Here is a 12,011-nt window from a genome sequence, read left to right on the forward strand (position 1 = left end):
ACGATTAGGTCAATTGTCCTAATCTGTCAACGCTCATATCTCTTCCCCGCTGAAATGTGCCGAGGAAGACAGTCCGGCCGTCGCCAACCAGCATGAGCCTGCCGTCTGTCGTGTATATCGGCCAGGTCAGCAAAGGCCGGTATCGAGTTAAATTAGAGGTTTGACGGGAAAATTGTTGCTCCACCAACCAGGAGCACAATGATGGACACATGCGATCAGTTTACCTGCCTCGATCCTTACTTAGCGTCCTTTGAGGCAAGTCTCGCATCCAAGAACTACAAAACGGCAACGCTGAAGCATTATCGCCATCTGTTACGGCGCTTCGCTAATTTGCTGGAGGCCGAGGGCATTGCACCGTCGGCATTGACGCCGGACCTTGCTGTCGAGTTGGGATGTCGGTTGCCGACCACGCCGAAAAGCCAGATCAAGATCCCCAATCTTGCCAGGCTGTTCGTCGCGCATCTTATTGAAATCGGAGTGGCCACACGACCAGCCTTGACGCCTGCCAAAGCCGAACGCCAGCAATTGCTGGCCAACTTTGAATCCTATCTTCTGGGGCAACGCGGCCTAAGCCCTCGTTCCGTCGATCATGTGCTGGGGTTCGCAGCCCGCTTTCTCGATCACCGCTTCGGAGACCAACTGCTCGATCTCACAGTGCTGAGCGCGCGCGATGTCGTGGCGTTCATGGAGCATGTCATCGCACGCAAGACCCCATACCGCGACAAGACGTTATCCACGCACCTCCGCAGTTTATTCCAGTATCTGTTCGCCCAGGGGCTCACCACCACAAACCTCTCGCTCTGCGTGCCCAGGGTGCGCAAACCCTGGGGCGCCAGACTTCCACGATATCTGTCCCCCGATGAAGTGGAGACTGTGCTGGCATCGGTGGGAACCAATCCGCGGCGAGGCGCGCGCGACCACGCCATGTTGCTATTGATGGCCAGGCTTGGCCTGCGCGCGCCCGAGGTCATGGCGATCCAGCTCGATGACGTCGACTGGCGTTCCGGCGAGCTACTGGTTCGCGGAAAAGGGCAACGTCATGATCGGCTGCCAATTCCCTCAGATGTCGGCGAAGCGATCAGCAGATATTTACGCGAGGAGCGAACATCGACGACAACCCGCACGTTGTTCGTGACCCATCGGGCGCCGAACCGCCCGTTCAAGGACAGCCAGATCATCAATATGATTTTGAGGGAAGCGTTCGCGGCGACGGGCGTGAAGCCGCCGACACCGTATGTCGGATCGCATGTTCTGCGCCACAGCCTGGCGACGCACATGGTTCGATCCGGCGCTTCGCTGGAGGAGATCGGCGATCTTCTGCGGCATCGATCGCGCGCAACGACGATGATCTATGCGAAGCTTGACACGGATGGCCTTCGCTCCATTGCCCAGCCTTGGCCGGTCGTGGAGGCAGCACGATGAGCTTCCTTGCCGAACATCACCGCTACCTGAGTGTGAGAAGGCGGCTGGGCGCCGATCTGAGTACAGACGAACGGATATTGCGCCGCTTCGCCGTCTTTGCCGACAACGATGGCGCGGAGTACGTCGACACAAGATTGGTCATGCGCTGGCTCGAGAGTCTCCCCTCCGCCGGCGCCGGAACACGGGGGGCTCGCTTCCGGGTAGCTCGCCAGTTTGCCGCGTGGTTGCATGGTATGGATCCACGGCACGAGGTCCCGCCCCAAGGGTTGGTGCCTGGTCGTGTTCAACGAAAGCATCCACACATTTACAGCGACGCTGAAATCATTGCGATTATCGAGCATGCCCGAACGTTGCCATCCGTCTACGGCATACGCGGCCTGACCTGCTCGACGCTCTTCGGCCTGATCGCCGTGACTGGTCTTCGGATCAACGAAGCCCTGCGTCTCGACCACGCTGATCTCGATGTCGAATCTGGCGTCCTTCGTGTTCGGTACGGCAAACTCGGCAAGGAACGAGTATTGCCCCTGGATCCAACCGTGGTGCAACAACTGGAAAGCTATGGGCGGGAGCGGGACCGGCTATTGGGGCGCAGATCGCAAGCCCTATTCGTCACGTGCGAGGGGCATCGTCTTGGCGAATGCGGCGCGCGCTATAACTTCGCGCTGGTCTGTCAGCAGATTGGCCTGAGGCCGACACAGGTTCACGGGCGCCATGGGCGTGGGCCGCGCATCCATGACCTTCGCCACACCTTCGCGGTCCGGACGATGCTGAACTGGTATCGATCCGACCAAGATGTGGGCCGCGAGATGATCAAACTCACAACCTGGCTCGGGCACGCGAGCCCGGCCAATACCTATTGGTATCTGGAGGCGGTCCCGGAATTGTTGGAATTGGCTTCCGCCCGGATGACATGTGCGGCGGAGGGGAGGCAATGAAAGCAACAAGCTTCCCGGCACTGATCCAGCGCTTCTTCACTGATCGGCTTTGCACACAGATGGAGGCAAGCCACCACACCATCGCCAGCTACCGGGACACATTCCGGCTGCTGATCCGCTACGCGAGTTCACGGTGTGGAAAGCCGCCCACGAAGCTGACGATCGAAGATCTTGACGCCGATCTTGTCGCCGACTTCCTGACCCATGTGGAAACGGCGCGCGGTAACACGGCACGGACCCGCAATACGCGCCTGGCTGCCATCCGCTCATTCTTCCGCTATGTCGCGATGACCGACCCGACCTGGCTCCTCCATAGCCAGCGCATTCTCTCGATGCCAAGCAAGCGGTACGTGAAGCGAAGCGTGACGTTCCTCGACGCCGAGGAAATAGCAGCGCTGCTGGCTGCGCCGGATCGAACAACCTGGGTGGGACGGCGTGATCACGCCCTGCTGCTGCTTGCGCTTCAGACCGGGTTGCGGGCGTCCGAACTGATCAATCTGCGCTGCAAGGACGTGGTCCTTGGTGTCGGGGCTCATATCCGGTGCGTCGGCAAGGGGCGAAAAGAACGCAGCACGCCTCTTCGTCGCGATACGGCAAAACTGATTCAGGGCTGGATTGGTGAGCGTCATGACAGCTACAGTCCCTTGTTCCCTTCGATTCAGGGCGAGCGGCTCAGCCGTGATGCGCTGGAACATCTTGTGCGCAAGCACTGCCTCGCGGCATCGCGCGCCAGCCCAAGCCTCGCAGGCAAACGTGTTACGCCGCACACGCTGCGGCACAGCACAGCGATGGAACTGCTCCATCACGGCGTAGACCAATCCGTGATCGCACTATGGCTCGGACACGAATCCGTGGAAACAACTCAGATCTATATCCACGCCGATATGCGGTTGAAGGAAAAGGCGCTCTCGCAAGTCGCCCGACCGGAAACGCATCCGGGGCGGTATCGCCCCAGCGACGAGTTGCTCGCATTCCTCGAACCGCTCTGATTATGCCGAACTGCTGCATGGCCGAACCAGCTACCACCGCGTAGAAAATCGGCCATGCGGCATAATCCGGCTTACGGCATAATGCGTGTTATGCCGATATCGGCATAATAACGTCCACTGGACCAAGCACAAGAAGAGGCTGGACCGTGAACTTGGCCGCAAGCGGTGGGGCGATGAAGGCTATGCGACGGAGGAACTGGTTGCCGAGCTTGGCGCGGCGTTTCTTTGCGCCGATCTCACCATCACGCCGGAAGTGCGCGAAGATCATGCCGCCTATATCGGCAACTGGCTGAAGGTGCTGAAGGACGACAAGCGGGCCATCTTCACCGCCGCCGCCCATGCGCAGCGGGCCGTGGATTTCTTGCACCAGTTCAGCGGCAAGGCCGAGCAGCAGGATGCCGAACCCCTCCAATCCGCAGTAGCATATGGAGGGCAGGGTCATGAAACGCCAATCCTTTTCCGCCGACCCGGATCAATTCGGTTTCGACAGCCTTCTGATCGAGGCCGAAACCGTCAACCGGCAGGCCGCACTCGAAAAACGCTTCGCGCATCTGCCCGGCACGATGGACGAAGCCCTACCGGTCTATCGCGATATCATCAAACGGCATCACGCCGCCATGCTGGCGGGCAATACTGAAACGACCCTGCAGCTTCGCGAAGAGGCGCATGATCTTGCCCTGCGATTGAACAACGGCGAGCCCGGCATTTTGGCCGGACCGGACGCACCCGGTTGCATGCTGGAACGGCTGACCGTTGCCGATAACGGGATCGTTCCGCTCTGGGGACAGACCGGCAGCTTCATCATCGAAGTGCAAGGCATGAACGTGCGGATCGATATGGATGGTATTTTCGGCATCGGATCGCAATATAGCCCTTGGATGAATTTCAGCGTCCATGCAGTCCATTGGAACAAGCCGTTCCTCTCCGAAACCGGGTATCGCAGCTTCATGGGATTGCAGGCCCAACTGGCCCCCGGACTGACGCCGGATATCTTCGCCTCGCAAGTTATCGACGCGCATGTCCAGAAGGAGCTTAAAGGGCGGCTTAAGGCTATCGAGCCGCGATATCGCAAGAAATAGATACACATTGTGTATGCGTTTATGCTATATTGGCTTTGAAGGAAAAAATGCCATGACCAGCAAAAACGCCACCGATACCCATACCCGCGCCGTCAATTTGAGGGTTCGTGAGGACGTTCGCGTCCTGATCGACCGTGCCGCCAAGGCCCACGGGAAAACCCGTTCGGATTTCATGATCGACGCTTCGCGGCGTGCCGCCGAAGACGCTCTTCTTGATCAGACATTGGTGCAGGTCGATCCTGACAGCTATAAACATTATCTCGCCGTCCTCGACCAGCCGCCAAGCGGCGAAGGCTTCGAACGGTTGATGAACGCTCCCAAACCCTGGCAGCCGTAATGTTGTCAGCACCGGCGCTTCTTAGCGAAGCGCACGATCTCCAGCTATTCGATAGCGGCCACGACAGCCTCGATGAATGGCTGCGCCGCCGGGCGCGGGCCAATCAGGTCAGCGGCGCATCTCGAACCTATGTGGTTTGTGAGGGCGAGCGCGTCGTCGGTTATTATTGCCTGTCATCGGGAGCGCTCGCAGTCGCCGATGCGCCGGGGGCAATCCGGCGCAACATGCCCGACCCTGTTCCCATGGCGGTGCTTGGCCGTCTGGCCATCGACCGCAACTGGCAGGGAAAAGGCATCGGAGCCGCGCTGTTGCAGGATGCCGTGCTGCGCACCGGGCAGGCAGCCCACATCATGGGCATTCGCGGCCTTCTGGTTCACGCCATCTCCGAAGAAGCCAAGGCCTTCTATGAGCATTATGGATTTACGGCCTCGCCCGCAAACCCCATGACCCTGGTATTATCGTTGAAGGCTCGATAAGGCTTGAGTCAGGACCGGCTTATCGTCGTCGGAAGCTTCCGGTCCCTCTCAGCCGGCAAGCGGAACTGATTCAGGAGCCACCCTTTGGCGGGCTTCCAAGGCAGAGCCCACGCGTGAGGTGGGGACGAGCTTCGATGGCGAACCCCGTGCTTAGTTCGAACTGAGATCACCTCATGTTCGAGCTGGGTAAAACTGGCAATAACGCCGAGCACGAACCGGCCCTCGGGAGCCTCGAAATCGGCGGAAGTTCCCCGCCCGTTCAGCACGCGGACATGAACCCCGCGCTCCGTCAAAAATTCCACCGTCGATATCAAATGCACGCTCTTCCGGCTCAAGCGGTCCAGCCGCCAAACGACAAACCGATCTCCGCTCCGACATTTGCGGATCGCTTTCTCCAATCCACGCCGCCTTGCGATAGTGCCCTTGGCTCTATCGGCATAAACGGTGTCGCAGTTCGCACCCCTCAACGCTTCGAGTTGGAGGGCAAGATTTTGCCTCCTGGTTGAAACGCGGGCATAGCCAACGCATAGCGAGTTCGAAAGGCCGACAGCCCGGCCCCATATCCTGTTCAAGCGGAGAACAAAACACTTTCCCATAGGGAAATCATGATTTGCTGTGCTGCAGAATCAATAGTGACTACAGACGCATTCCGGCAGAAAAAATGGCCGCAGATTGGACACTGAAGAGTGTAAAAATTTGTCCTGTCCGAAGGATTCACAGCCTTACCGATCCGCCGTACTATGTCAGCGAGCAGACAGGCGGAGAATTTTCGCGATGGAAGAAGGTAAGCGCCGGAAGACAAAACGCAAGAAGAAGGGAGCTATTCCCCTCGATATGGCCATGTTGCACCTCTCCGGCCTCGATTGGATGGAGGCGATGCAGTACATCAACGAGCGCGACGGCTGCAATTTGAACAAGCACGAAATACTGATTTTGGCGAGCGGTCTCGAATACTCCTATGAGTGCGAACTGGTCAAAGCCGTCCGGCAAGGACTGCTTTATGTTTGATGGCGGCAATTTTGGACGAAGCGATCTGGTAGGGGGTTGTCATGACCGCCGCCGAGTTTGAGCGGGTCGAGGCCCTGATATTGAACATCATAGGGTTCAATCAACTGGCCGAAGATCATTGGCCGGACAAGACGCCGCTGCAACAACTCACCTACGACGCGCAGGTTTATGCTTGCGGGGTTGCCCTTGCCACACTGCTTTGCCGCGTGAAACTCAAGGTAGACGAGGAACCCGAATGATTACCAGACCTACGGCCCTGATCGGCATGGCGGCAATCGCATCAATCGGGATTCCGGCCAGCTCGCCCGCCGTGCCCGCGCCGATCCTGCACCCGTTGCCAAACGGCATGACACCGGAGTTTTTCCGCGAGCTGGCGGCGGATCGACGTGCAGGCCTTCGGGACAGGGCGTTGACGGCCTTTCAGCGCGACCGCTTCGCCCTCGATGCCGAGATATTCGGACGCATGGCCTCGCAGCTCGAACCGTTCGATGATCTGGAAACGGAATTATGGGCACGAGACCGCGATATTATCGCCCGTCACGGCTTTCCACTATGACAGGCCGCAACCGCCTTAAGCGTGGCCCATGGGTCTTTTCGTAATGATAGATAATTGGACGCTCCGGCAGCGGCAAAAACTGAACGAGTATCGCGCCGAGCTGGCGACCGTGCCGCACTGGACATGGCGGGCCGAGTATTTGCGCCGCATGGTGTTATGGACGGAAGAGGCCATAGCCGTACATCTGGAATGGAAGGCCGCAAGCGCCTCAAATGTGATCGAGCTGGCCCACTACCGCCGGTAAATCCTGCTACCTGTCTTTTCTTCGTAAGAGCAGATCCGGGCGATGCTATGGCTTGAGATGCCCGGCCCCCAGGAAAACGCTGCCACTAAAACGCGGCGAGTTGTTTAGTTTGCCCGCAACCATAAGAAACGTTCAAGACTTGATTTTAAGCTGGGGAATCTAATCGCTTAATAGTAGATAACGACTGGTTCGGGCTCGATACGGAGATTTTCGACCGCATGACTTCCAGCTTGAACCGTTCCAAACCCTACAGGCTGAATGATTCCGGCGGAATCAGGCGCTATGGTAGGACGTGTTCCTGCATGGCGTCTTGGCGCTTGAGGGACCGGCTGAGTGTCCAGTGCTTGACGCCCATCTCCCGTGCTACGCTGGCCGTGCTTTTGCCGCTGGCTGCAATGCGCTTGCGGGCGGCTTCCATGCCTTCTTTGGTACGTTGGGACAGCGTCCGCCGCTCGAATTCCGCCAAGGCGGACAGCATGGTGTAGACGAAAATCCCCGCCGGCGTGGAAGTGTCGATGCTCAAATTGGCGATCTGGAAATGCACGCCCCGCGCCCGCAGTTTTTCGGCTTCGGTCAGCGCATCGACCACCGAGCGAAACGCCCTGTCCAGATCCCACACCACCAGCATATCGCCGGACTTCAGCCGTTTCAGCACCTTGTCGTAAACCGGCCTTCGGGCGCTGCAAGCCGACAGGGTTTCGATGTGAAGCTCGTCACAGAGGTTTTTCAGGCCCTCGACTTGGCGGTCATGGCGCTGATCAGGGGTGGAAACACGGATGTATGCTATCTTTTTCATGCACTTTCAGTGGGTTAGGGGATAATTTGGGCTCACACAATCGTCCCCTATCGCTTCGGGCATATCGGCGTCCCACGCCGCAAGTCTGCCCCACCTCAAAACCTTATTTTCTATAACATATTACCAGAATCCAGTGCCGTTATACAATTCTAAACAAAACGGGACGGTTTTGAGAGAGTTTAAAAAGCTGAATATTTCCGTTGTACTTGCCGGACAATTGCTTGTTGTCATGGCCGGAAGCGCGAGCGTTACCGCCACGCCAGCGACAGCGGCCAACGACTTCACCGCCGCGAAAGTCATGAACGAGATGAAGCCTGAAGAACGCGCAGCCTATTTTGCGGGCGTGGTCGAAGGGCTTGCCATCGCCCGCTATATGAAGGACGGCAAGCAGAACGCGGGCATGAATTGCATCTATTCTTGGTACTACGAGGATAAGAAGACCTTGCCAGCGCTCTATGAAGCTTTCGACAAGTATCCCTCGTATCCGCCGGGATCGATCATGGACGTGCTTGTCAAAAAGAAATGCGGTGAATGATGGAGACAGTCCTTCCCAGAGCATGGCAGGAGGAATTCCAGCGTGCGGCCATCGGTCGGCGCGAGGACATGCTGGATCGGGAAAAGACAATCCGTTTCAATCTGCAAGAACGTGACAAACGTGACGAGCGCGAAAAGCTGGAAAAGCAGGAGCGCGAGGATTTAGAGACGTGGACCGAGACCGTTCTTGCGACGACAGAACAGGTCGCCGCGTTCAGGGTCCAACTGGACAGCTATGACGCCAAGACCGTTGACGCCCTGATGGACAATCGGGAAGCGATGGAAGCCGTGCGGCATAAGATGGACGACATGCTGGATAGAGCTGAAGTGCTGCCCGATGGCCGCAGGGTCTTCAAAACGATGGACGGCAAACGCGTGTTCGATGAGCACGGTCAGGAGCTTGCGCCCGAAGTTATCGAAGCATCCAGCATCGATGACAAAAAGCCGAAATGGGAAACGTACAAGGATTCGATGGATGAAAATACGCGCCTGACCTATGAACGTGAGCAACTCATTGAATACCAAACCAAGCTGGATAAGGCCCGCGCCCGCCTCGACAAGGGCGACATCACGGCCAAGGAGACGGATTCGATCAAGGCCGATCTGTCGAAAACCATGCCGGACGCCGTGCGCGAGAAGCTCGGCCTTGAAAAATCGAAGCCGGACGCGAAACCGGAAGCCAGCGCACCGGCCTTGCCCGATGACATGGACAATCTCATGCGCAAAACGGGGTTTGCTCCCGTCGCCTCTGTTCCATAGGGCTGTCCCCTCTAAAATCTCTACAATTAACAGATCGATTTTAGCCTGGCTCAATGGCCATGTTCATCGATGATGATGGCGGATGCGGCCTGATCGCCGAAATCACGCCTTGCCTCTATGATCGCATCGCGGATTTTGCGAACCGTCCAGTAACTTGCCCACAGCATGGTTTTTTCGTGGATATAAGTTCCCATCTGCAAGGACGCGACGGAATATCCGGCCGTAAGAGGGGCGCAGGCGACCGCAGCCATCGTGAGCTGTTCATCCAAGTACAAGAGGTCGCCGAACCGCCACGCGAAGAGCAGGATACCGAGCCCGAGGGCCAGCGATAGATAAAGCGGTTCGCGCCCGATCCGAATTGACGTGATCGGCGCAAGCGCCTGATCCTTATGTTTCGTGCGCAAATATCTGCCGGTTATGACAATGCCGCTGCGATCACGATAGTAAATGGTGCTGACGTTCATGATAGACCTCTTCGTTATGTCGCAGGCCCGCATTGACCCGACTTCGCCAATCCAGCGGCGATCTGCGGCAATGTCTCTATTGCGGCGGGTCGATAGGCTCGGAGGCTCATGACATGCAGGAGCATCGGAAACCGGGCCTCATCAAAGGCCGTTGCAACGGCGCATCCGCAGACTGTGCTGGTGTCTATATCGTTCGACGCCGCTAAGTCCGGAAACTCGGGCACCGTGAGATCTTCAACCAGATCGTCCATGGTGTTCTTGAACGGCATATCCGCGAAACCTTCCGTCAGGCGGCGGTAGATATCGACCGCCGCCTTTTGCTTGTTGTATTCCCGGCGCATGGCGCGATTGTCACTGGCGAGCCCGTTCTGCACTATGGCCTCGCATTGGGGGATAACCGTCTTTGCGGCCATGCGGTGCTCGACCAGAGGTTGGAACCATAAAGCGCACGCAATACCGTAGAGGACGATGCCGCCCAGCAGCGACGGGGGGCAGATTTTGGCGATGAGTTCGTACACGATGCGGCTCCTATCGAAAACGACAATAAGTTGTAAGGAGGGTTTGGGCGGCGTCCGCCGTCAGACCTCCTAGTCGCTTAACGGCACGCCGCGCTCAAAAGAAATCCGTCTTTATTTCGCTAATTGCACTGTATCTGCAGTTTCAGGACGGCGTTTCTTCGGACAAATTCGAAGCTGAAGCGCTGAAATTGCTGCAAAAACAGACGACAATTTCACAATTGGTTTTGCGCGAAATACAATCCAATCATCAGAAAAACATTGGCAACAAAAGCGCAGGACCACCCAAGCCAAAATTCGCAAAAGATGCGGCGCCTGTGAAAAGCAAATCTGACCGTCGGAAACAAGTTCAGAAGATTCGGAGAAAGGAGCTGATTGACCATCGAAAGGCTTTCAATCCGAAAACGGTGAAGTAAAGCCCGACCAACAGCTATGCCGATCGGGCTGTGAGACAGCTTCAATGTCTCTCCGGGTATAGCGCTCCCGGTGCTTCTCGACGGGAAGGAACGGCCACGCACAAACCCCGACCTACTCGAGCGATTGCCCGCTTTCTCGATTGGAGCCCTCCTCAAAGCTCCAAGCCAAGATATAGCTTGCATTCTTTCCGACGCTGCTTGGTAATGTTCCGTTATCGCAAACAGGAGGAATCGATGGCCAAGGGTCAAGCTAAAAGCAATAAAGAGGTCCGCAAACCCAAGAAGGACAAGGCCGCTCCTGCTGCTGCGCCTACTCTTGGTACCAAGGCGGTCGAGTCTAGTAAGCAGAAAAAGCCATGAACTTTCGCCTTCCCGATATCGCTTCGGGGAGGCTGAAGTTCATGAGCCAAGCGAGCTTCCGGTGGGCCTCCAACTGCGCGCGACGCATCTTTTGGATTTTGACGTGTGCGTTCACGCTGCCGCCGTTCCGATGGATTTGAGGGCATCGAGAAGATGGTGTTTCTCTATGTAGCCAAGGTCGTTCTCGTAGGAGTTCGCGACCCAGGGGGCCTTTAGCCTCACAGTCAAAGAAGAGGCTGCTCTGAATAAGCCTGCCTGTTTTCCGCGTATCGATAATCTAATCCATCCTCCGCATTCCCCCAACTTCATGCTAACCTCAAATCTTCCGCCAACCACGTCGATTCGGCCATGACCAGACAGCGCCGCCGCCGCCTTATCAAGACCCGCCGCACGGTGACGGGGTTTCTGCTCGTAGCCTCGATCGCCTTTCTGGCTGGGATGACCGATGCCGTCGGCCTGATGCTGACGGGCAATTTCGTGTCCTTCATGACCGGCAATACGACGCGGGCGGCGATTGCGCTGGGGACGGGCGAGTTCGGCCATGCGGCGGTGCTGTTTTCGGCCATCCTGACATTCATTCTCGGCAATGCGCTCGGGATCGTCATTGCCCATGCGGCAGACCGGCGGGCTTTCATGGTGCTTGCCTGCGTCAGCATTCTTCTCGCCATGGCGGCGGGCTTTGCGGAGCCGTCGCTGGTTCTGGTGCAGTTCTATCTGGTGGTGCTGGCCATGGGCATGGTCAATGCCACGGTCGAGCATATCGAAGGTCTGCCGATCGGCCTCACCTATGTCACCGGCGCGCTCTCGCGCTTCGGTCGCGGTCTCGGCCGTTTCCTGCTGGGGGATCGGGATTTTCTCTGGACAGTGCAGATCGTGCCCTGGAGCGGCATGATCTCAGGCGCCATCATCGGCGCGCTTTTGGCCGGCGCCTTTGGTGCGCACGCGCTCTGGCTGGTGTCGATGGTCGCCCTCGTCCTGGCGCTGTCGACCCTTTTTATCCCCCGCCCGCTGCAGCGCCGCTTCAATCAGCGGTTCATTATTTCGGCATCGATGGTGCGGCGAGCGAAATAGCCACATTGCAGTGCACAAAAATCTGCTAGGGAAAAAACGAATCGTTTTGC

The 12,011-nt window shown here is 57.6% G+C and carries 18 protein-coding genes and 1 pseudogene; 15 read left to right on the forward strand and 4 right to left on the reverse strand.

Annotation, left to right across the window (positions count from 1 at the left end; translation table 11 throughout):
• Positions 1–198: 198 nt before the first annotated feature.
• From HGP12_RS30225 to HGP12_RS30255, 7 genes and pseudogenes are all read left to right on the forward strand, one after another.
• On the forward strand, positions 199–1,422 hold the full coding sequence (locus HGP12_RS30225) for a tyrosine-type recombinase/integrase (RefSeq protein WP_246703600.1): 1,224 nt from the start codon (positions 199–201) through the stop codon (positions 1,420–1,422).
• Positions 1,419–2,357 carry a tyrosine-type recombinase/integrase gene (locus tag HGP12_RS30230; protein WP_168880076.1) on the forward strand — a complete coding sequence of 313 codons (939 nt, stop codon included), beginning with the start codon at positions 1,419–1,421 and terminating at the stop codon, positions 2,355–2,357. The genes HGP12_RS30225 and HGP12_RS30230 overlap by 4 nt, the downstream gene beginning before the upstream one ends.
• Positions 2,354–3,346 carry a tyrosine-type recombinase/integrase gene (locus HGP12_RS30235; RefSeq protein ID WP_168880077.1) on the forward strand — a complete coding sequence of 331 codons (993 nt, stop codon included), beginning with the start codon at positions 2,354–2,356 and terminating at the stop codon, positions 3,344–3,346. The genes HGP12_RS30230 and HGP12_RS30235 overlap by 4 nt, the downstream gene beginning before the upstream one ends.
• Before the next feature lie 103 nt (positions 3,347–3,449).
• A pseudogene (locus HGP12_RS30240) lies at positions 3,450–3,713 on the forward strand (zincin-like metallopeptidase domain-containing protein); the annotation flags it as partial.
• Between the two features lie 73 nt (positions 3,714–3,786).
• Positions 3,787–4,425, forward strand: a complete 639-nt coding sequence (locus HGP12_RS30245) for a hypothetical protein (RefSeq protein ID WP_168843469.1) — start codon at positions 3,787–3,789, stop codon at positions 4,423–4,425.
• A gap of 52 nt (positions 4,426–4,477) precedes the next feature.
• Complete coding sequence (locus HGP12_RS30250) at positions 4,478–4,762, forward strand: DUF1778 domain-containing protein (RefSeq protein WP_168843468.1); 285 nt, start codon at positions 4,478–4,480, stop codon at positions 4,760–4,762.
• The gene (locus HGP12_RS30255) at positions 4,762–5,238 is read left to right on the forward strand and encodes a GNAT family N-acetyltransferase (RefSeq protein WP_168880078.1); all 477 of its coding nucleotides are present in this window, start codon (positions 4,762–4,764) and stop codon (positions 5,236–5,238) included. The genes HGP12_RS30250 and HGP12_RS30255 overlap by 1 nt, the downstream gene beginning before the upstream one ends.
• Before the next feature lie 8 nt (positions 5,239–5,246).
• Here HGP12_RS30255 and HGP12_RS34955 read toward each other — a convergent pair whose 3' ends face one another.
• On the reverse strand, positions 5,247–5,834 hold the full coding sequence (locus HGP12_RS34955; RefSeq protein ID WP_168843466.1) for a recombinase family protein: 588 nt from the start codon (positions 5,832–5,834) through the stop codon (positions 5,247–5,249).
• A 178-nt stretch (positions 5,835–6,012) separates the two neighbouring features.
• Here HGP12_RS34955 and HGP12_RS30265 point away from each other — a divergent pair, with 178 nt between their 5' ends.
• Genes HGP12_RS30265 through HGP12_RS30280 form a run of 4 tightly spaced genes read left to right on the forward strand, consistent with a single transcriptional unit; the run spans position 6,013 to position 7,046 of the window.
• A complete protein-coding gene (locus HGP12_RS30265) occupies positions 6,013–6,246 on the forward strand; it encodes a hypothetical protein (protein WP_168843465.1) in 234 nt (77 codons plus the stop codon).
• A gap of 41 nt (positions 6,247–6,287) precedes the next feature.
• Positions 6,288–6,485, forward strand: a complete 198-nt coding sequence (locus tag HGP12_RS30270; protein ID WP_168843464.1) for a hypothetical protein — start codon at positions 6,288–6,290, stop codon at positions 6,483–6,485.
• Positions 6,482–6,802, forward strand: coding sequence for a hypothetical protein (locus HGP12_RS30275; protein ID WP_168843463.1), 321 nt, complete (start codon positions 6,482–6,484; stop codon positions 6,800–6,802). Before HGP12_RS30270 ends, HGP12_RS30275 begins: the two co-directional genes overlap by 4 nt.
• A gap of 28 nt (positions 6,803–6,830) precedes the next feature.
• Complete coding sequence (locus HGP12_RS30280; protein WP_168843462.1) at positions 6,831–7,046, forward strand: hypothetical protein; 216 nt, start codon at positions 6,831–6,833, stop codon at positions 7,044–7,046.
• Positions 7,047–7,326: 280 nt separating this feature from the next.
• Here the strand turns inward: HGP12_RS30280 and HGP12_RS30285 are convergent, their stop codons facing one another.
• Complete coding sequence (locus HGP12_RS30285; protein ID WP_168843461.1) at positions 7,327–7,842, reverse strand: recombinase family protein; 516 nt, start codon at positions 7,840–7,842, stop codon at positions 7,327–7,329.
• A gap of 133 nt (positions 7,843–7,975) precedes the next feature.
• Here HGP12_RS30285 and HGP12_RS30290 point away from each other — a divergent pair, with 133 nt between their 5' ends.
• Positions 7,976–8,377, forward strand: coding sequence for a hypothetical protein (locus tag HGP12_RS30290; RefSeq protein ID WP_168880079.1), 402 nt, complete (start codon positions 7,976–7,978; stop codon positions 8,375–8,377).
• 68 nt (positions 8,378–8,445) lie between these two features.
• Positions 8,446–9,135 (forward strand): hypothetical protein, encoded by a 690-nt coding sequence (locus HGP12_RS30295; RefSeq protein WP_168843459.1) that lies wholly within the window; start codon positions 8,446–8,448, stop codon positions 9,133–9,135.
• Positions 9,136–9,185: 50 nt separating this feature from the next.
• Here HGP12_RS30295 and HGP12_RS30300 read toward each other — a convergent pair whose 3' ends face one another.
• Positions 9,186–9,599 carry a hypothetical protein gene (locus HGP12_RS30300; protein ID WP_168843458.1) on the reverse strand — a complete coding sequence of 138 codons (414 nt, stop codon included), beginning with the start codon at positions 9,597–9,599 and terminating at the stop codon, positions 9,186–9,188.
• Positions 9,600–9,613: 14 nt separating this feature from the next.
• Positions 9,614–10,117, reverse strand: coding sequence for a hypothetical protein (locus tag HGP12_RS30305; protein WP_168843457.1), 504 nt, complete (start codon positions 10,115–10,117; stop codon positions 9,614–9,616).
• A 647-nt stretch (positions 10,118–10,764) separates the two neighbouring features.
• Here HGP12_RS30305 and HGP12_RS34565 point away from each other — a divergent pair.
• Both HGP12_RS34565 and HGP12_RS30310 read left to right on the forward strand, forming a co-directional pair.
• Complete coding sequence (locus HGP12_RS34565) at positions 10,765–10,890, forward strand: hypothetical protein (RefSeq protein ID WP_281408275.1); 126 nt, start codon at positions 10,765–10,767, stop codon at positions 10,888–10,890.
• 348 nt (positions 10,891–11,238) lie between these two features.
• The gene (locus HGP12_RS30310) at positions 11,239–11,961 is read left to right on the forward strand and encodes a YoaK family protein (protein WP_168880080.1); all 723 of its coding nucleotides are present in this window, start codon (positions 11,239–11,241) and stop codon (positions 11,959–11,961) included.
• Positions 11,962–12,011: the final 50 nt, after the last annotated feature.

The organism is Rhizobium sp. P28RR-XV, assembly GCF_012641385.1.
Classification (GTDB): domain Bacteria; phylum Pseudomonadota; class Alphaproteobacteria; order Rhizobiales; family Rhizobiaceae; genus Rhizobium.